This is a genomic window from Mesorhizobium huakuii, from assembly GCF_030160235.1.
GTDB lineage: Bacteria > Pseudomonadota > Alphaproteobacteria > Rhizobiales > Rhizobiaceae > Mesorhizobium > Mesorhizobium huakuii.
The window spans coordinates 573394-591841 of sequence record NZ_BSNY01000012.1 but is presented as its reverse complement, the minus strand read 5'-3'; the positions used below and the strand labels follow the sequence as shown (position 1 = coordinate 591841).

Genomic DNA, 18448 nt, shown 5'->3' with positions numbered 1-18448 from the left:
CGCGGCCGTCGGCGCATCGGCGCTGGCGGTCAGGCCGTCCCAGCGCCACAGCGCGCCTTCTCGGCTGACCAGCCTTTGGCCGGGCGCAAGCAGCGCCTGCAGCCGGCGGCCGTCCGCGGGCTCGACGATGCCGATCTGCGCCAGGCGGCGGGCGAGCTGCGCCGGGGCGCGAACCACGCTGGCGAGGCTCTTGATGCCTTCCGGCAGGGCAGCGTCGCCGGGCTGGATCTGGCTTTCGCCCCAATGCGCCGGCGCGCTGCGGTCGAGCGGCACGTCGAGATCTTCGCCAAGCGCAGCACCCAGCGCCGTCTCGAAGCCACGCTCGACGCTGATCTGCTCCAGCACTGAAGGGAATAGATCGCCACTGGCGGCATTGAGGATCTTGGCCAGCGTGCGCGCTTCCGTCTCGATCCGCGCCAGTTCGGCCCTGGCGTCCTGAAGCGGCGGGCGGGCTGCGCTTTCGGCGGCGCGGGCATCGATGACCGATTGTTCGGCCTGCGCCACGGCGGCCTCGGATTCTTCCAGCAGCGCCATGGCCTGTTCGACCAGAACGCGCTTTTCGGCCGGATCCGGCAGTCCGGCGACCCTGGAGAGGATATCCGACAATTCGCGGTCGACTTCGGCGAGCTGGCGGGCGAAGCGGTCGCGGCGCTCGGCGGTTTCGCGCAGCGTGCGCTCGATCTGATGGCGCGAAGCGGCGGCCTCGGCCCGTTCGGCGGTCAGCGCGGCTAGCCTGGCCTCGCTTTGCGCGAGTGTCGATGCCGCCTGTTCGAACGCGGCGCGGGTGGTGGCCTCGCGGTCGGCGGCGCCGGCGTTCTCTGAATTCAGCGTGGCTTCCTCGGTACGCAGGCGTTCGAGGACATCGGCATTGTCGCGCACCATCCGCTCCTCGCGGGCGATGTCGCCGTCGAGCTGCTGCAGGCGCCGCTCGATTTCGGCCTGGCGGTTGCGAATGCGGCCGGCCTCCTCCTCGATCTGCGACCTGGCGATCGACAGGCGCTGGAAGGCGGCGGCGGCAGCAGCTTCCGCGTCGCGCAGATCGGGCAGGCGATGAGCGCTGATACCCTGCTCCTTGGCGGCGTTCATCTGCGCGGCGGCACGGTCGCCGACCAGTGCCGTGGCAACAGCCAGCGCGGAGCGCGCCTCGCCTTCCTGTGTCTTGGCCAGCGTCCAGCGCAGGTGCAGCAATGTCGCTTCGGCCTTGCGGATATCGGCCGACAGGTTCTTGAAGCGCGATGCCTGGCGTGCCTGGCGCTTCAAGCTTTCGATCTGGCTTTCCAGTTCGCCGACGACATCGTCCAGGCGTTCCAAATTCTGTTCGGCCGCCTTCAGCCGAAGTTCCGCCTCGTGGCGGCGGGTGTGCAGGCCGGAAATGCCGGCCGCTTCTTCGAGGAGGGCGCGGCGCGCCTGCGGCTTGGCCTGGATCAGTTCGCCAATACGGCCCTGCCCGACCATCGAGGGCGAGCGCGCGCCGGTCGACTGGTCGGCAAACAGGAGTTGCACATCCTTGGCGCGCGCTTCCTTGCCGTTGATGCGGTAGAGCGAGCCGGCCTCGCGCTCGATGCGGCGCGACACCTGCAACTCGTCGGCGTCGTTGAAGGCAGCGGGCGCCGAACGATCACTGTTATCAAGAAAAAGCGTGACTTCGGCGGTGTTGCGGGCGGGCCGCGTGCCTGAGCCGGAAAAGATGACGTCGTCCATGCCGGACGCGCGCATGTTCTTGTAGGAGCTTTCGCCCATCACCCAGCGCAACGCCTCGACAAGGTTCGACTTGCCGCAGCCATTCGGCCCGACAATACCCGTCAGGCCGCGTTCGATGACGAACTCGCCGGGCTCGACGAAGGACTTGAAACCGAGGAGGCGAAGGCGCGAAAACCTCATTCGCGCCGCTCCGCAAGCGGGTTCCGCAAAAGTGCCCCGTGGTTTTGCGAATAGAGCCCGCGACAAGGCAAATGGATGGGCACGCCGAAGCGCTGCCGCTTCGGCGCTGAGCCAGCGTCAGAGCAGAGGGTCGATGATGGCCGACATTTCCTCAATCGACATCGCCCCTTTGTAGGTCTTACCGTTGATGAAGAAGGTCGGCGTCGAGTCGACCTTGAATTCATTGGCGCCGCGCTTCTGGACCGATCTCACATCGTCCAGAAGTTTCTGGTCCGTCAAGCAGGCCTCGAAGGACTCCTGTGTAAAACCGGCGAGCTTCGAGATTTGCAGCAGCGCATCCTTGGTGTTCGACACGCCAACCCAGTTCGCCTGCTGCCTGAACAGCACGTCCACCATCGGGAAATAGTTATCCTTGGCGCAGCGCGCCAGCATGAAACCGGCTTCCGCGCTCGGGTCGAACGGGAATTCGCGCAGGATATAGCGCGCCTTGCCGGTGTCGATGTACTTCGTCTTCAGGTCCGGGAAGGTGGTTTCGGCGAAATGCGCGCAATGCGGGCAGGTCATCGAGGCATATTCGACGATGGTGACCTTGGCGTCATCCTTGCCGAGCTGCTTGTCGGGCAGTGCGCCCGGCTTCAGCAGTTCCGCCATGTCGACATTGCCCTGGGACTCGGGAACCTTCGCGGCAGCCGGCGTGGCCGGCTTCGCGGGGGTGGCCGGATCCGCAGGCTTCACATCCGCTGCCTTGGCCTGTTCTCCGGAGTCGCTGCAGGCGGCGAGCAGAGCCACCGCCGGAATGGCGGCCAGCGAAGACAGGACGTTTCTGCGAGACAGACTTTTGCCGAACGGAGGACGGTTCATACGAATCACCTGACAAGGGTTGAATTTTGCAATGCAAAGGCACGAAAAGGCGAGAGTTGGCGCGAATTAAGGCATCTCCATCCCCAATCCAATCGTGAAACCTGACAAAGGTGATCACGAATGCGAGATGTTGACGACAAATCCATGACTATCTTCAAGGGGTTTTTGACTTCCTTTCACCCAAAATGGTTGCGCCAAGCCTTTCCAGCGAGGCGCGCAGCCCGTCATCCTCGATCAGCCCGACCGTACTGGACAACTTGGTCTGCTCCGCCGCCGTCAAGGGCCTGAAGGTCGGTTTAGGCCGTCCCTTGTCCGTCGTCACTGGTTTTTGCACGATCCTGATGCGGCCTATTGCCGTAAAGCCGAGGAAAGCGTTGACCCGGTTGATGATCTCGCCGGTCTCGTGCTGCAGATGAAGTGCTGCCATGCCTTCGCATGCAATGACCAGCACCGCCGGCTCGAACGGATCGTCCTCATGCAGGCGGCGCGGCCATTGGATTTTCTCGGGCCGTGAGCGGCTGGCCAGGCGCGGTCCGGCGATCTCTTCCCAGGACTGGACGAGACCAATCGAGATGCCTGCCCGCTTGCGCAGCACCGGATCGAGGATTTTGGTGGCAAGATCGCTCACCGGGACGGGATTGCCGTAGGGCGTTCTCCCTGCCATGTACGTTCTCCAGCCACCACCCCAGCAGATTACCGGCCAGGCCAATACACGATCAATGGCACCAGCAGACCAGACCCGCAAGGCCCAGACACGCCAGGCAATGCCGGACGATACCGCGTCGCGCCTGCTCGCATGGTACGACGCGCATCATCGCGAGTTGCCGTGGCGGGTGAGCCCGCGCGAGCATGCAAGCGGCGTGCGGCCCGACCCCTACCGCATCTGGCTGTCCGAAGTCATGCTGCAGCAGACCACGGTCGAGGCGGTGAAATCCTATTTCCGCGCCTTTGTCGAGAAATGGCCCGATGTCGAGGCACTGGCCGCGGCGCCGACCGAGGACGTCATGAAGGCCTGGGCGGGGCTTGGCTATTACTCCCGCGCCCGCAACCTCAAGGCCTGCGCCGATCTGGTGGCGGCGCGCGGCGGCCGGTTTCCCGACACCGAGGCCGGTTTGAGAGACCTGCCCGGCATCGGCGCCTACACCTCGGCGGCGATCACGGCGATCGCCTTCGACCGCCCCGCCGCAGTGGTCGACGGCAATGTCGAACGCGTCATATCGAGGCTGTTTTCGATCACGACGCCGCTCAGCGAAGCCAAGGCCGAGATACGCGCTCATGTCGAGGCCATGGTGCCGGCGGCGAGACCGGGCGATTTCGCCCAGGCGATGATGGATCTCGGCGCCACGATCTGCCCCCCCCGCCGGCCGCGCTGCATGCTGTGCCCGCTGCGCGAGAGCTGCAGCGCCGTCGTTTCAGGCGATCCCGAAAACTTCCCGGTGCGGCTGCCCAAAGCCGACAAGCCACAGCGACGCGGCGCTGCTTTCGTCGCCATGCGTGAGGACGGGGCCATTCTGCTGCGCAAACGGCCGGAGAAGGGGTTGCTCGGCGGCATGACCGAGGTGCCGACGACGGCCTGGACGGCGCGGGTGGACGGAGCCACCACGCAGGCGGCGGCGCCCTTTCCCGGCGACTGGCGACGCGCCGGGACAATCACGCATGTCTTCACCCATTTCGCGCTCGAGCTCGAAGTCTTTCACGCCCACATCAAAGGTGATGCGCCGGCTGGGCATTTCTGGTCGCATGCCCAGGAGATTTCCGGGGAGGCCCTGCCCACTGTCATGAAAAAGGCAATCGAGGCTGCGATACCCGGCGCGACGAAAAAGCAACGTCCGCATTGAAAGAGGCTTCATGACCGAGATCCGCCACATCGTTTTCGACATCGGCCGCGTGCTGATCCACTACGACCCGAACATTCCGTTCAGCCGCCTCATCCCCGATACCGCAGAGAGAAAGTGGTTCTTCGACAATGTCTGCACGCATGACTGGAATATCGAGCAGGATCGCGGCCGGAGCTGGGAAGAGGCAGAGGCGCTACTGATTGCGGACTATCCCGGCCATGCGGAAAATATCCGCAATTTCCGCCGCCATTGGCACGACATGGTGCCGCACGCCTATGACGACAGCGTCGCCATCATGCTTGGCCTGATCGAAAGCGGCCACGACGTGACCATGTTGACCAACTTCGCGTCCGACACCTTGGCGGAAGCCCGCGAGCGCTTCGATTTCCTCAATCGACCGCGCGGCGTCACGATCTCCGGCGAGATCGGCAAGATCAAGCCGGATCGCGACATTTACGACCATCACGTGGCTGCGTTCGGGCTCGAACCCTCGGCGACGCTGTTCATCGACGACAGCCAGAAGAATGTCGACGGCGCCAAGGCTGCTGGCTGGCAAGCGGTGCTGTTCACCGATGCCCGGACGCTTGAAGCAGATCTTGCACGCTTTGGAATCAAGGCGCGATCTGAATCGCTTGCGACGATCCGCTGAGATTCTGATTCAACGCGATATGCGATAATTCGGCAGGGGCTCAGCCCCCTGCCCGTTCCATGCCGAGACGGGCAATGCGGCGCAGTTCGTCGATCGGGGTCAGCCCGCCGCTGCGCTCATAGTGCCAGAAGGTCCAGCCATTGCAGGCATCCAGCCCCTGCACTTCGGCGCCGATCTTGTGGATCGATCCGGCGCTGTCGCCGATCGCCACCGTGCCGTCGGCGCGCACCTTGGCCGCCCAGCGCTTCTTGGCGTCATAAAGCGTGGCGCCCGGGGTCATCAATCCGGTGTCGATCAGGCTGACGAAGGCGACGCGCGGCTCGGCGCGCTTGCCGGTCAACACCGTCAAATCGGCATCTTCCAGCGGCCGCACCGCATCGATACGCTCGTTTGCGGCGTCTATATAGGCCTGCTCGCGCTCTATGCCGACGAAATGGCGGCCGAGGCGTTTGGCGACCGCACCTGTCGTGCCGGAGCCGAAGAAGGGATCGAGCACGATGTCGCCCGGCTTGGTCGAGGCCATCATGATGCGGGCGAGCAACGCCTCCGGCTTCTGTGTCGGGTGCAGCTTGTCGCCATTGTCGTTCTTCAGCCGCTCGCCGCCGGTGCAGATCGGGAACAGCCAGTCGGAACGCATCTGGATGTCGTCGTTCGATGCCTTCAGCGCCTCATAGTTGAAGGTGTAGCCCTTGCCCTTCTGGTCCCGGGAAGCCCAGATCATCGTCTCATGCGCGTTCTGGAAACGGCGGCCGCGGAAATTCGGCATCGGATTGGTCTTGCGCCAGACCACGTCGTTGAGGATCCAGAAGCCCAGATCCTGCATCTTGGCGCCGACGCGGAAGATGTTGTGATAGGAGCCGATGACCCAGATGGTGCCGTTGGGCTTCAGCACCCGGCGCGCCGCCAAAAGCCAGGCGCGGGTGAAGGCATCGTAGGCCTCGAAATTCTCGAACTGGTCCCAGTGATCGTCGACCGCGTCGACCTTCGACTGGTCGGGCCGGTGCAGATCGCCGTCGAGCTGCAGATTGTAGGGTGGATCGGCGAAGATGACGTCGACCGATTTTTCCGGCAGGCGGTCGAGGGCCGCGACGCAGTCGCCCTTGAGGATCGTGTCCAGCCATTCGGATTGCTGGGGAGCGTGGGACAACTCGTGGAGAAGACGCACGGCAGACATTTTTACACCCAAGGCACGCGTTACTGTTTACTCCCCGTTATGGTTACCGATCAGCGTAAATATTCGGTGAAGGCTCGCGGATAGGCCTGCCAGGTTTGCGAAGGCCGGGCCATTGGTGTATGCCGCGCCGCCCGAGGCCGCCACGGCCACTTCATCCTCCCTTTGTCCGGATCACCATGCCCCAGCCAGACCTTGTCATCTTCGATTGCGACGGCGTGCTCGTCGATTCCGAAATCATCGCCGCGCGGATCGAGGCCGAGCTGATAACGCTCGCCGGATATGAAATCTCGGCCGAGGAGATTGCCGAGAGCTATGCGGGCCTGACGTTCAAGGACATACTGATGCGGATCGAGGAGAAGTCCAAAATCCCGTTCCAGGCGTCGCTGATCGACCGCGCCGAAGAGCTCGTCGACCGCAAACTGCGCAGCGACGTGCGTGCCATTGAAGGCGTGCGCGAAGCTGTCGCCTCGGTCACGACGCAGCGCTGTATCTGCTCCAACTCACGCTCGGAGCGGATAGAATTCATGCTGGAGAAGGTGCATCTGCTGCCGTTTTTCGCCGGCCGCATTTTTTCGGCGCTGGAAATACCGAGCAAAAAGACCAAGCCGGCGCCGGACGTGTTCCTGTTCGCGGCAGAAAAACTCGGCGCGAAGCCGGCGAATACCTTCGTCATCGAGGATTCCGTGCACGGCGTCGCCGGCGCCAGGGCAGCCGGCATGCGGGTGATCGGCTTCACCGGCGCCAGCCACAGCTATCCCGGCCATGCCGACGCGCTGAGCGAGGCCGGCGCCGAAACGGTGATCCGCCGCTGGGCAGAGCTGAAAAGCGTGATCGCGGCGCTATCGGAATGGTCGGCTGACGCCTGAGACGCGCGCCCGGCCGGACGCACGCTATGTCGATGACCGCTCAGTTCGTCGCGGCGGCCTTCTTCCTGTGAGTCTTCTTCGGCTTGTCGGTCGTCGCCTTCGGCGCGGTTTCGTCATAGCCGGCATAGGCCTGATAATCCTGCGCCGTCGGCGCCGGCACGACGACATTGGAATCGGTGAAGACGAACTGGGTAGCGACCGACGGATCGGTGACCTGGACCTGATACTGGTGGATCTGCGAATAGAGCACGTCGGTGCCGTGCATCACCGCGGTGCGGATCGGCATGGTGATGGTGCCAGGCGTAAATTTCGGTCCCGGCACGATCTTGCCGGCGACCGCGATCTTCATCGTCAGCTGTCCGTCGGCACGGCTGCAATCGCGGGTCACGTCGGAAATCGACGCCTGGTAAATGATCCTCGCGGAATCATCCGGCGGCGTTGCAGCGGCGGCGTCAGCCGCGGCCTGGGCCGCGGCATCCGCGGCGGCGTCGCCGGTCTTCTTGAGCTTCGGCTTGGCCTTCTTGACCTCGTTGGCATAGGTGTTGAAAAAGGCCGTACCGTCGCGGACCGTCACCCGCGGGCAATAGGCATTCAACTGGCTGGCCAGAATCTTGGGATCTTGCGGCGGCGGTGGCGCCGCCGGGTCCTTCTTGCCGAAACCAAGGTTAAGGATGCCATTGTCGCCCGATTGGCAGCCGGCGGCGGCGAGCATAAAGCCGGTGAGCGCAAGACCCGCCAAAAAGCGGCCACTTGATGTACGAAACGCCATGAAACTGCACTTCCCTCTCGTAAAGCTGGTGACGTATATCAACGCCGCGGCAAAAATGCGACTGGAGCCGGCACAGAAATTAACCACCTTGTGGTGAACGGAAACGCCAAGCGGCAACGGGACTGAGACATGCAATATGTGAGTACGCGCGGCGAAGCACCCGCGCTTGGATTTTCCGATGCGGTGCTGGCGGGGCTGGCGCGCGACGGTGGGCTTTACGTGCCGCGCGAGTGGCCGCGGTTTTCAGCTTCCGAGATCCGCGCCATGCGCGGCCTTGCCTATCCTGATCTCGCGATCCGTGTGCTGTCGCCGTTCCTTGGCGGCGAAATCCCGGCGCCGGTCTTCGAACGCCTGGTGCGCGAAGCCTATGCCACCTTCCGTCACGCGGCGGTCTGCCCACTTGTCCAGACCGGCCCCAACACGTTTGTCCTCGAACTCTTCCATGGGCCGACGCTGGCATTCAAGGATGTGGCGATGCAGCTGCTCGCCCGGCTGATGGACCATGTGCTTGCCGAACGCGACCAGCATGCCACCATCGTCGGCGCCACGTCAGGCGACACGGGCGGCGCGGCGATCGACGCCTTTGCCGGGCGCAGCCGCACCGACATCTTCATCCTGTTCCCGCATGGCCGCGTTTCGCCGGTGCAGCAGCGCCAGATGACGACGTCGAAGGCCGAGAACGTCCACGCACTGGCGATCGAAGGCAATTTCGACGACTGCCAGGGCCTGCTCAAGGACATGTTCAACGACCACCTCTTCCGAGACCGGGTGGCGTTGTCGGGGGTCAATTCGATCAACTGGGCCCGCATCATGGCCCAGATCGTCTATTATTTCTCCTCGGCCCTGTCGCTCGGCGCGCCGGACAGGCCGGTGTCCTTCACCGTGCCGACCGGCAATTTCGGCGATATCTTCGCCGGCTACGCCGCCAAGAAGATGGGCCTGCCGATCGAACGGCTGGTCATCGCCACCAACGACAACGACATATTGGCCCGCACTTTCGCGACCGGCGAATACCGTACCAAGGGTGTCTTTGCCACCACCTCGCCTTCGATGGACATCCAGGTTTCGTCGAATTTCGAACGCCTGCTGTTCGAGGCCTCCAACCGCGACTCGGCGACCGTGCGGCGCTACATGGACGGCCTGAAGCAGTCCGGCGCCTTCACCATAGAAGCCCGCGAAATCAATGGGATGCGATCCGAATTCGACGCCGGCCGCGCCACCATGGACGAGGTCGCCGCCACCATCCGTTCGACGCTTGCGGCCAGCGATTACCTGCTGGATCCACACACAGCCGCGGCCATGCATGTCGCGGCCGGAAAGGCATCGGGCGCCGTGCCCATGGTGGTGCTGGGCACCGCCCATCCGGCCAAATTTCCGGCCGCCGTCGAGGCCGCCAGCGGCGTCTCGCCGGCCCTGCCCGCATGGCTAGGCGGATTGATGACATTTGAGGAAAAATACACGGTACTTCCATCCGACCTGAAAATGGTGGAAGATTACGTCAGCCGCCGCGCGCGGGCGGCGCGTTAGGGAGTACGAACCATATGGGTGTTGAGGTAAGCCGTCTGTCGAACGGCCTGACAGTCGCCACCGAAACCCTTCCAAGTATCGAATCGGTTGCCTTGGGTGCCTGGGTCAAGTCCGGCGCCCGCAATGAACGTGACGAAGAGCATGGCATGGCCCATCTGCTCGAGCACATGGCGTTCAAGGGCACGAAGCGGCGGACGGCCTTCGAAATCGCCTCGGAGATCGAGGATGTCGGCGGCGAGATCAACGCCGCCACCAGTGTCGAGACCACCTCCTACTACGCCAGGGTTCTCAGCGATGACGTGCCGCTGGCCGTCGACATCCTTGCCGACATCCTGCAGGAGTCCGAATTCGACCCGCAGGAGCTCGAGCGCGAGCAGCATGTCATCCTGCAGGAGATCGGCGCCGCGCACGATACGCCAGACGATATCGTCTTCGACCGTTTCACCGAGACGGCCTTTCGCCACCAGACCATCGGCCGCTCGATCCTGGGCACGCCGGACACCGTCAAATCCTTCACCTCCAAGCAGCTGCACGATTTCATCGAGCGCCAATATGGCGCCGAGCGGATGGTGATCGTGGCTGCCGGCGACATCAAGCACGACAATTTCGTGCGCGAGGTGGAGAAGCAGCTCGGCGGCTTCCGCAGCAAGGCCGACAGCACCATCCCGCAATATGCGCAATATGTCGGCGGCGATTTCCGCGAGGACCGCGACCTGATGGATGCACAGATCGTGCTGGGCTTCGAGGGCCGCGCCTACCATGTGCGCGACTTCTACGCCTCGCAGGTGCTGTCGATGATCCTCGGCGGCGGCATGTCATCGCGCCTGTTCCAGGAAGTCCGTGAGAAACGCGGCCTGTGTTATTCGGTCTATGCCTTCCATTGGGGCTTTTCCGACACCGGCATCTTCGGCGTCCACGCCGCGACGGGCCAGAGCGACATCGCCGAACTCGTGCCTGTCATCATCGACGAGTTGCAGAAGGCCGGCGAGAACATCCTGCAGGAAGAACTCGACCGCGCGCGCGCCCAGTATCGCGCCGGACTGATCATGTCCGCCGAAAGCCCGGCCAGCCGCGCCTCGCAGATCGCAAGGCAGCTGCTCTTGTTCGGCAGGCCGATCGCCAAGGAGGAATTGATGGAGCGCCTGTCGGCGCTGACGGTGGAGCGGCTGACCGACCTGTCGTCGCGGATGTTCTCGACCAAGCCGACGCTTACCGCTGTCGGGCCCGTGGGTACGCTGGCACCATATGAGGCGATCCTCGATTCGCTTCCGGGTACGCAGACCACGGCCCGCAGGCTCGCCGTCTAAGTCCCCAAAGCGTCGTGTTCGCGCTCCCTTTCTTTCGCCGTGACCTGCCGGCGCTGAAGGGCAACCTCGTCACGTTGCGCGTGCCATTCACCAATGACTTCCGGGAATGGTCGACGCTGCGCGGCGAAAGCCGGGCGTTCCTGGAGCCGTGGGAGCCGCGCTGGACCCCCGATGAACTCGACCGCACGGCGTGGCGCCTGCGCATCAGCCGCTACCGCGAGGACTATGCACAGGGAACCGCGATCGCCTTCTTCATCTTCGAGAAGTCGAGCGGCAAGCTGGCTGGCGGCATCACGCTCGGCAACATACGCCACGGTGTCTCGCAGAGCGGCCATGTCGGCTACTGGATCGGCGAGCGCTTCGGCGGTCGCGGCCTGATGACCGACGCGGTCAAGGTCGTGGCCCGCTTCGCCTTCGATACGCTGAGGTTGCACCGGATCGAAGCGGCCTGTATTCCCGACAATATCAGGTCGATCCGCGTGCTTGAAAAAGCCGGATTCCGGCGCGAAGGACTGTTAAGATCCTATCTCAGGATCAACGGCATCTGGCAGGACCACTATCTCTACGCCCGGATCGCGGACGATCCGCTGGACGCAGGAACGAAGGACTGATTTTTGACGAATTTCCTGCGAAACGGGCCGCTGTTCGCCTTTGTCCTCGCGGCAATCCTGACGCTGTGCGCGGCTTCGTCGGCCTTTGCCGTCGAACCGATCAAGATTGCCCGCGACGATGTCGCGCTCGACCTGTCGCGTGCCTTCGAGATCTACCGCAACCAGGGCGAAAACTTCCAGGTGTCGACCGCGCCCGGGCCGGACGGCATCGTGCGGCGCATCGAGGTCGAGGCCAATGACGCGCGTTCGACCGGCGACTGGGCGGTGTTCGCACTGGCCAACACCACCGACCAGCAGCTTGACCGGCTGATCGTGGCGCCGCATTTCCGGCTGGTCAATTCCGGCATCTTCTGGCCCGATCTCGGCGCCACCCGCATTGCCGCGATCACGCCCAGCGAGGGCTTCGCGCTCGACCGCCAGACCAGTCCTGACGCCGATGTGTTCCGGGTGACGCTGAACCCGGGAACGGTGATCACCTTCATCGCCGAGCTCGCTTCGCCCAAGCTGCCGCAGGTCTATCTGTGGGAGCCGGAGGCCTACAAGGACTCGGTCAACTCCTACACGCTGTTTCGCGGCATCGTCATCGGCATTGCGGGCCTTCTGGCGCTGTTCCTGACCATCCTCTTCGTGGTCAAGGGGACCTCGATGTTCCCGGCGACCGCAGCCCTTGCCTGGGCGGTGCTTGCCTATATCTGCGTCGATTTCGGCTTCCTCAACAAGGTCATCGAGATCTCGCCCGGCAATGAGCAGATGTGGCGGGCGGGAACGGAGGTGGCGCTGGCGGCGACCTTCGTGGTGTTCCTGTTCGCCTATCTCAACCTCAACCGCTGGCACGGCCATTTCAGCTATGGCGCGCTGGTCTGGATCCTCGGACTGGTGCTGATTGCCGGCGTCGCCATCGTCGATCCGGCGGTGGCCGCCGGCATCGCCCGCATCTCCTTTGCGGCAACCGCGCTGACCGGGCTCGGCCTGATCATCTTCCTCGGGATACGCGGCTATGACCGCGCCATCATGCTGGTGCCCAGTTGGGTCATGGTGCTGTTGTGGCTATGCGGGTCGTGGATGGCGATCACCGGCATGCTCGACAATGACATCGCCCAGCCGGCGCTCGGCGGCGGGCTGATCCTGATCATTCTGCTCATCGGCTTCACCGTCATGCAGCACGCCTTTGCCGGCGGCGCGCTGCATCAGGGGCTGTTCTCCGACCTCGAACGCCAGGCGCTGGCGGTGGCCGGATCGGGCGACACGGTGTGGGACTGGGACGTTCTGCGCGACCGCGTCGTCACCAAGCCCGATGTCAGCATCCAGCTCGGCCTGGCGCCCAACAGCCTGGGGGGCGCTGCGCGCAACTGGCTGCCGGTGCTGCATGCCGACGATCGCGACACGTTCCGCACGACGCTCGACGTGGTGCTGGAGCACCGTCGTGGCCGGGTGGCACAGAATTTCCGCCTGCGCGGCGCCGACGGGCACTATCACTGGTTCGCGTTGCGGGCGCGGCCGGTCATCGGATCGGACGGCGAGGTCATCCGCTGCGTCGGCACCATGGTCGACGTTACCGAGCAGAAGAAGTCCGAGGAGCGGCTGCTGCACGACGCCGTGCACGACAATCTGACCGGGCTGCCGAACCGCGAACTGTACATGAACCGGCTGGAAGCGATCATCTCGATCGCCCGCACCGAAGAGAAGGTGCGTCCGACCGTCTTCGTCATCGACATAGACCGCTTCAAGCAGGTCAATGACGGGCTCGGCATCTCGGCCGGCGACACCATCCTGCTCACCATCGCCCGGCGCCTGCACCGGCTGTTGAAGCCGAAGGATTCGCTGTCGCGCTTTGCCGGCGACCAGTTCGCGCTGATGCTGTTGTCCGAACAGGACCCTGCCCGCATCGCCGGCGTGGCGGACGCCATCAAGCACGCGATCAACAACCCGATCACCTTCGCCAAGCGCGAGATCGTGCTGACCGCCTCGATCGGCCTGATCACCTGGACCTCGGCGCAGACTTCGGCCGAGGACATGGTCAAGGACGCCGAGCTTGCCATGCACCAGGCCAAGCGTTTCGGCGGCGACCGGATCGAGCCGTTCCGCCCGGCTTTCCGCACCGTCGGCACCGACCGGCTGCAGTTCGAATCCGACCTGCGGCGCGCCATCGAGCGGCGCGAATTCACCCTTGCCTACCAGCCGATCGTGCGCCTGGAGGACGGCAGCGTCGCCGGCTTCGAGGCCTTGCTACGCTGGGACCATCCGCGCCGTGGCATGATCCCGCCGGCGGATTTCATTCCGGTCGCCGAAAGCTGCGGGCTGATCGTGCAGCTAGGGCTGTTTGCCATGCAGCAGGCGGCCGAGGACCTGGCAGGATGGCAAAAGCAGATCGGCGACGCACCGCTGTCGGTCTCGGTCAATCTGTCCAGCCGCCAGCTCATCCGCCGCGACCTGGTCAGCGATGTCCGCTCGGTCATCGCGCGAGCCAATCTGAAGCCGCGCTGCTTCCGGCTCGAGCTTACCGAGTCCCTGGTCATGGACAACCCCGAGCAGACCGCGCATGTGCTGACCAAGCTGAAGCAGCTCGGCATCGGCCTGTCGCTGGACGATTTCGGCACGGGCTATTCCTCGCTCGCCTATCTGACGCGCTTCCCGTTCGACACGATCAAGATCGACAAGAGCTTTGTCGACGACAACACACCCAAGCGAGCGGTGCTGCTCAAATCCATGGTCAATATGGCGCATGAGCTCGGCCTCTCGGTGGTCGCCGAGGGCATCTCGGACGAACGCGATGCGCTGGAATTGCGCCAGATGGGCTGCGAATATGTGCAGAGTTTTATGTTCGGCGCGCCGATGCCGGGCGACCAGGTGCTGAAGACGTTGAAGGAGCAGTATCCGCTGACGCAGGCTTAGAGGCCGTTTGGAAACTCTACTCCTGCGGCCATCTGACGGCGCTTTCTGCGCTTCCGGCGCTTTCTGCGCTTCCGGTGCTCGCGTACCTTAAGTACGCTCCGCTCCGGTTCTCGAAATCACCATCATATGACTCGCATGAGCGAGTTTCGAAACGGCCTCTGCGTCGGCGTGATGGGTCAGGCGTGTCCGGCGGCCAGGCTGAGATGCGCCAGATCGATGCCGATCGAGGCGAGGATGCGATCGTATTTGCGCTCGATGTCGGCGTCGAAGAGAAGCTCGGGACTGGCGGGACAGGTCAGCCAGCCATTCTCGGCGATCTCGGTTTCCAGTTGACCGGCGCCCCAGCCGGAATAGCCGAGCGCCATCAGCGCGTGACGCGGGCCGCGGCCCGACGATATGGCGCGCAAAATGTCGACCGTCGCGGTCAGGCAGATATCGTCGGAAACGGTCAGCGACGATTCCACGCGGTAGTCGCCCGAATGCAGGACGAAGCCCCGGCTGCGATCGACAGGCCCGCCATTGCGCACGACGAAATCGCGCGCCTGCGCCGGCAGGCGGATCGCCTCCTGCTCGTTCATGATGCCAAGCTGCACCAACAGATCCGGAAACAGCATCTGCTGTGTCTGGTTGATTATCAGGCCCATCGCGCCTTCATCGCTGTGCGCGCAGATGTAGATGACCGAGCGCGTGAAACGGTCGTCCTTCATGCCGGGCATGGCAATCAGGAACTGATCGTCGAGAAAGCCGCGTCCGGCGGCCGTCTTCTTGTGGCGCAACAAGTCCATGACAGGGAGGGTACCGTGTTTCCCGGGCGCCGAAAAGATGCGCCGCGCCGGATTCGACCAAAGCCCATGGTGCCAGGCCAGCATGGCTTGCCACTGGGGGTCACGCAAATATGATACCGGTCGGGCCATGAAATCATTGCCTCGCCACGAACGGACGATCAAATCACCGCCATGCAAAGCTTGAAAATACTGCTGCTCGGCGCCGCCATCGGATCGGCGAGCATTCTCCCCGCCTTCGCCTCCTCGTCCGCCTGGTACAATAGCGAAGGGGGCAAGGTGCGGCTGGTGACATCAGGCAAACCCGACGGAGCCGGCCGCATCCAGGGCGTTCTCGACATTGCGCTCAAGCCGGGCTGGAAGACCTATTGGCGCGATCCGGGCGACGCCGGCGTGCCGCCGCAGCTCAATGTTTCGGCCAGCACCAATATTGCCGATGCCACACTCTCGTTTCCGGCACCCCAACGCCACGATGACGGTTATGGCAAATGGGCAGGCTATAATTATCCCGTCTCGCTGCCGGTGGTGTTCACCTTGTCGGCCGCGAAGGATTCAGCCGTCATAGACGCCGACGTCTTCCTCGGCATTTGCGAAACCATCTGCATACCGGTGCAGACGCGGCTGACGGTCGACCCTGGTTCCGACCCCGACAATGCGGACGATGCAGCCCTGGTGAAGGCGAGTTTCGCGGCGTTGCCGGCGCCCGCGAGATCGGATTTCGGCATCAATGTCCTGCCGGGCGATCATGAGACGCTGGTTGTCGAGGCGAGTTTTCCCGGTGACCCCGAGGCGGCGGATTTCTTCGTCGCCGGCGAGCGGGACTACATGTTCGGCACCCCTTCCCGCAGCGAAAAGGACGGCAAGCTGATCTTCACCGTGCCGATCCTCGACCGCCCCTCGGCAACGCCAACGGATGGCGGACTTCACTACACGCTGACGAGTTCGGCCGGCGCGGTCGAAGGACTGCTGCCTTTCCCTTGATCCAGCTTGCCCGAACGGTTGCAGGACGCCGCCGAGTTCGCTACGCAAGCACGCATCCTTCCCATCCCCCAAGCGAGGAACTCATGACCATTTCCGTTGGCGACAAGCTGCCCGAAGCGACCTTCAAGACGATGACCGCCGACGGCGCCAAGGCGATCACCTCGGCCGAGATTTTCTCGGGCAAGAAAGTGGTTCTGTTCGGTGTTCCCGGCGCCTTCACGCCGACCTGCAGCAACAACCATCTGCCCGGCTATCTCGAGAACCACGACGCCATCCTGGCCCGCGGCGTCGACACCATCGCCGTCGTTTCGGTCAACGATGTCCATGTCATGGGTGCCTGGGCGCGTTTCACCGGCGGTGAGGACAAGATCCTGTTCCTGGCCGACGGCAGTGGTGATTTCGCCAAGGCGGTCGGCCTCGACAACGACCTTTCCGCAGGCGGCATGGGGCTGCGCTCGAAGCGGTTCTCGATGATCGTCGACGACGGCAAGGTCACCGCGCTCAATGTCGAGACCAAGCCCGGCGTCGACGAGTCGGGCGCGGCTCATATTCTCGGTCAGCTCTGAGCTTCAACGGTCGCGTCGGGCGCGGCCCCGCGGCCGGCCTCGCCCCGTCGACCGCTTGCACTCCAGAACTGCCGCTTTCGGGGGGATCGCACCGATGTTTGACGTCTTATGGCGCGCTGTCGCGATCGGCATCGGCGCGACGGTGCTGATGGATCTCTGGGCGATCCTGCTTCACAAGGCGTTCGGCCAGCCACGGCCGAACTGGGGACCGGTCGGCCGCTGGGTCTGGCACCTCGGCGACAAGGTCTTTCACGATGATATCGGCGACGCGGCACCCTACGCGCATGAAGCGGCGCTGGGCTGGGCGTTTCACTATTTCGTCGGTATCGTCTACGGCATCATCCTGGTCGTGCTGGCCGGCGCCGGCTGGCTCGCCGCGCCGACCTTCCTGCCGGCCTTCATCCTCGGCATCGTCACCGTCGGCGCCGGCTGGTTCCTGCTGGCGCCCGGCATGGGTGCCGGATGGGCGGCCTCGAAGCGGCCCAATCCGATGCGGATCCGTGCGCTCAACCTGGTCTCGCACACGGTCTTCGCGCTCGGGCTTTGGGGCACGGCGCTGCTGATCCGCTGAGGGTCTAGGGCTGCTCCAACCTGTCGATCGGCCGCCATCCATGGATGACGCGCCGCGTACCGATATCGTAGGCAAAAAAAGTTGCCGCCGCCCGCCGGTTGATCCGCTTCGCGGCCGATCTCCCGCCCGCTGAGAGACAGCAGCAGAAGCGTTCCAACGCCTCCATGGCCGGCCAGAGCGATGTCGTCGCCCTCATCGCCGTCGAGCACGGCTGCGACTTCGCTCAGGATGGGGTGCTGCGCATCGATCGTCCGTTCCCATCCGTGAGCGCTTTCATGCGGTTTGGCGAAGAACCGGTCCGCGACCGCTTCGAACTCGGGCGGCGGCAGGAAGCCGGTCGCGGACCGGTCATTCTCGTGCATCCGCTCCCTGATCTCGACCGCAAGGCGAAGATGGCTTGCCAGGATTTCGGCCGTTTCCATTGCCTTGCGCTCGCCCGACGACACGATGCGCCGGACTGAACGGACCCATGGCTGATCGAGCATGGCAAAGGTTCTCGCCCGCCCGATGTCGGACAGGCCCCATTGCGGCACGGGAATGGCGGCATCGATCTGAACCTGGGGATGCGTGACATAGTAGAGGATCGGCACGATCGAGGTTCCTGCCTGGAAGAGGACCGGCCGCCGGACATCAATAGCTCTGGGTCGAACGACGCGCTTTCGTGGCCGCCGGCTGCTTCGGCTGAGCATCCGGCTTCGGCGCTGATGCCACCGGCTTGAAGGAGCCCCTCTTGAACGGCGCCATGCCTTCTCGCGCAAGTTCGTCGGCGCGCTCGTTCTCGGTATGGCCGGCATGGCCCTTGACCCAGTTCCAAGTGACCTTGTGGCGCCGGTTGGCTTCGTCCAGCGCTTGCCACAGTTCGCCATTCTTGACCGGCTTCTTGTCGGCGGTCTTCCAGCCGTTCTTCTTCCAGCCATGGATCCACTTGGAAATGCCGTCCATGACGTATTTGCTGTCGGTGTGCAGTTCGACGGTGCAAGGCTCCTTCAGCGCGTTCAACGCCGAGATGGCCGCCAGCAGTTCCATGCGGTTGTTGGTCGTTTCGGCCTCGCCGCCGGAAAGCTCCTTGGTGGTGCCGTTGAAGCGCAGGATGGCGCCCCAGCCGCCAGGGCCGGGATTGCCCGAACAGGCGCCGTCGGTGAAGATTTCAACCTGTTTGCTCATGATACCCCA

General features: G+C 64.0%; 17 protein-coding genes and 1 pseudogene. 10 read left to right on the top strand and 8 right to left on the bottom strand.

Annotated elements, in window-relative coordinates; all coding sequences use genetic code 11:
* The 3 genes from QQK95_RS07585 to QQK95_RS07575 all read right to left on the bottom strand — a co-directional run.
* On the bottom strand, positions 1-1881 hold a 1881-nt coding region (locus QQK95_RS07585; RefSeq protein WP_284270531.1), incomplete at its 3' end, for a chromosome segregation SMC family protein.
* Positions 1882-1998: 117 nt separating this feature from the next.
* A complete protein-coding gene (locus QQK95_RS07580; RefSeq protein WP_202355287.1) occupies positions 1999-2742 on the bottom strand; it encodes a DsbA family protein in 744 nt (247 codons plus the stop codon).
* A gap of 154 nt (positions 2743-2896) precedes the next feature.
* A complete protein-coding gene (locus tag QQK95_RS07575; protein ID WP_284270526.1) occupies positions 2897-3406 on the bottom strand; it encodes a DUF721 domain-containing protein in 510 nt (169 codons plus the stop codon).
* Between the two features lie 55 nt (positions 3407-3461).
* On the opposite strand from QQK95_RS07575, the gene mutY reads away from it, so the two are divergent.
* Together mutY and QQK95_RS07565 are read left to right on the top strand one after the other, a co-directional pair.
* Complete coding sequence (mutY, locus tag QQK95_RS07570) at positions 3462-4580, top strand: A/G-specific adenine glycosylase (RefSeq protein ID WP_284270524.1); 1119 nt, start codon at positions 3462-3464, stop codon at positions 4578-4580.
* A gap of 10 nt (positions 4581-4590) precedes the next feature.
* Positions 4591-5229, top strand: a complete 639-nt coding sequence (locus tag QQK95_RS07565) for an HAD family hydrolase (protein ID WP_284270522.1) — start codon at positions 4591-4593, stop codon at positions 5227-5229.
* A 40-nt stretch (positions 5230-5269) separates the two neighbouring features.
* On the opposite strand, the gene QQK95_RS07560 is transcribed toward QQK95_RS07565, so the two are convergent.
* Positions 5270-6403 (bottom strand): site-specific DNA-methyltransferase, encoded by a 1134-nt coding sequence (locus QQK95_RS07560; protein WP_095771013.1) that lies wholly within the window; start codon positions 6401-6403, stop codon positions 5270-5272.
* Between the two features lie 176 nt (positions 6404-6579).
* On the opposite strand from QQK95_RS07560, the gene QQK95_RS07555 reads away from it, so the two are divergent.
* A complete protein-coding gene (locus QQK95_RS07555) occupies positions 6580-7269 on the top strand; it encodes an HAD family hydrolase (protein ID WP_284270517.1) in 690 nt (229 codons plus the stop codon).
* 40 nt (positions 7270-7309) lie between these two features.
* On the opposite strand, the gene QQK95_RS07550 is transcribed toward QQK95_RS07555, so the two are convergent.
* The gene (locus QQK95_RS07550) at positions 7310-8038 is read right to left on the bottom strand and encodes a hypothetical protein (RefSeq protein ID WP_284270515.1); all 729 of its coding nucleotides are present in this window, start codon (positions 8036-8038) and stop codon (positions 7310-7312) included.
* Between the two features lie 129 nt (positions 8039-8167).
* On the opposite strand from QQK95_RS07550, the gene thrC reads away from it, so the two are divergent.
* Genes thrC through QQK95_RS07530 form a run of 4 tightly spaced genes read left to right on the top strand, consistent with a single transcriptional unit; the run spans position 8168 to position 14375 of the window.
* Positions 8168-9565 (top strand): threonine synthase, encoded by a 1398-nt coding sequence (gene thrC / locus QQK95_RS07545; RefSeq protein ID WP_284270513.1) that lies wholly within the window; start codon positions 8168-8170, stop codon positions 9563-9565.
* A 14-nt stretch (positions 9566-9579) separates the two neighbouring features.
* Positions 9580-10872, top strand: coding sequence for a M16 family metallopeptidase (locus QQK95_RS07540; protein WP_010914907.1), 1293 nt, complete (start codon positions 9580-9582; stop codon positions 10870-10872).
* A 14-nt stretch (positions 10873-10886) separates the two neighbouring features.
* Positions 10887-11483, top strand: a complete 597-nt coding sequence (locus QQK95_RS07535; RefSeq protein WP_284270511.1) for a GNAT family N-acetyltransferase — start codon at positions 10887-10889, stop codon at positions 11481-11483.
* A gap of 3 nt (positions 11484-11486) precedes the next feature.
* Positions 11487-14375 (top strand): EAL domain-containing protein, encoded by a 2889-nt coding sequence (locus QQK95_RS07530; protein WP_284270509.1) that lies wholly within the window; start codon positions 11487-11489, stop codon positions 14373-14375.
* Between the two features lie 176 nt (positions 14376-14551).
* On the opposite strand, the gene QQK95_RS07525 is transcribed toward QQK95_RS07530, so the two are convergent.
* Entirely contained in the window at positions 14552-15160 is a 609-nt protein-coding gene (locus QQK95_RS07525) for a YqgE/AlgH family protein (RefSeq protein ID WP_027046619.1), read from the bottom strand.
* A gap of 171 nt (positions 15161-15331) precedes the next feature.
* On the opposite strand from QQK95_RS07525, the gene QQK95_RS07520 reads away from it, so the two are divergent.
* From QQK95_RS07520 to QQK95_RS07510, 3 genes are all read left to right on the top strand, one after another.
* Positions 15332-16138, top strand: coding sequence for a protein-disulfide reductase DsbD domain-containing protein (locus QQK95_RS07520; RefSeq protein ID WP_284270504.1), 807 nt, complete (start codon positions 15332-15334; stop codon positions 16136-16138).
* An 83-nt stretch (positions 16139-16221) separates the two neighbouring features.
* Complete coding sequence (locus QQK95_RS07515) at positions 16222-16704, top strand: peroxiredoxin (protein WP_199650272.1); 483 nt, start codon at positions 16222-16224, stop codon at positions 16702-16704.
* A 94-nt stretch (positions 16705-16798) separates the two neighbouring features.
* Positions 16799-17275 carry a DUF2938 domain-containing protein gene (locus QQK95_RS07510; protein WP_284270501.1) on the top strand — a complete coding sequence of 159 codons (477 nt, stop codon included), beginning with the start codon at positions 16799-16801 and terminating at the stop codon, positions 17273-17275.
* Between the two features lie 173 nt (positions 17276-17448).
* Here QQK95_RS07510 and QQK95_RS07505 read toward each other — a convergent pair.
* Positions 17449-17760: pseudogene (locus tag QQK95_RS07505) on the bottom strand (histidine phosphatase family protein); the annotation flags it as partial.
* Positions 17761-17905: 145 nt separating this feature from the next.
* A complete protein-coding gene (gene rnhA, locus QQK95_RS07500; RefSeq protein WP_284270499.1) occupies positions 17906-18439 on the bottom strand; it encodes a ribonuclease HI in 534 nt (177 codons plus the stop codon).
* Positions 18440-18448 lie beyond the last annotated feature (9 nt).

Excerpts from the sequence above, each read along its gene's own strand:
- QQK95_RS07580 (WP_202355287.1), bottom strand. The coding sequence starts at position 2,742 with ATGAACCGTCCTCCGTTCGGCAAAAGTCTGTCTCGCAGAAACGTCCTG.
- QQK95_RS07575 (WP_284270526.1), bottom strand. The coding sequence starts at position 3,406 with ATGGCAGGGAGAACGCCCTACGGCAATCCCGTCCCGGTGAGCGATCTT.
- mutY (WP_284270524.1), top strand. The coding sequence starts at position 3,462 with ATGGCACCAGCAGACCAGACCCGCAAGGCCCAGACACGCCAGGCAATG.
- QQK95_RS07565 (WP_284270522.1), top strand. The coding sequence starts at position 4,591 with ATGACCGAGATCCGCCACATCGTTTTCGACATCGGCCGCGTGCTGATC.
- QQK95_RS07560 (WP_095771013.1), bottom strand. The coding sequence starts at position 6,403 with ATGTCTGCCGTGCGTCTTCTCCACGAGTTGTCCCACGCTCCCCAGCAA.
- QQK95_RS07555 (WP_284270517.1), top strand. The coding sequence starts at position 6,580 with ATGCCCCAGCCAGACCTTGTCATCTTCGATTGCGACGGCGTGCTCGTC.
- QQK95_RS07550 (WP_284270515.1), bottom strand. The coding sequence starts at position 8,038 with ATGGCGTTTCGTACATCAAGTGGCCGCTTTTTGGCGGGTCTTGCGCTC.
- thrC (WP_284270513.1), top strand. The coding sequence starts at position 8,168 with ATGCAATATGTGAGTACGCGCGGCGAAGCACCCGCGCTTGGATTTTCC.
- QQK95_RS07540 (WP_010914907.1), top strand. The coding sequence starts at position 9,580 with ATGGGTGTTGAGGTAAGCCGTCTGTCGAACGGCCTGACAGTCGCCACC.
- QQK95_RS07525 (WP_027046619.1), bottom strand. The coding sequence starts at position 15,160 with ATGGACTTGTTGCGCCACAAGAAGACGGCCGCCGGACGCGGCTTTCTC.
- QQK95_RS07520 (WP_284270504.1), top strand. The coding sequence starts at position 15,332 with ATGCAAAGCTTGAAAATACTGCTGCTCGGCGCCGCCATCGGATCGGCG.
- QQK95_RS07515 (WP_199650272.1), top strand. The coding sequence starts at position 16,222 with ATGACCATTTCCGTTGGCGACAAGCTGCCCGAAGCGACCTTCAAGACG.
- QQK95_RS07510 (WP_284270501.1), top strand. The coding sequence starts at position 16,799 with ATGTTTGACGTCTTATGGCGCGCTGTCGCGATCGGCATCGGCGCGACG.
- rnhA (WP_284270499.1), bottom strand. The coding sequence starts at position 18,439 with ATGAGCAAACAGGTTGAAATCTTCACCGACGGCGCCTGTTCGGGCAAT.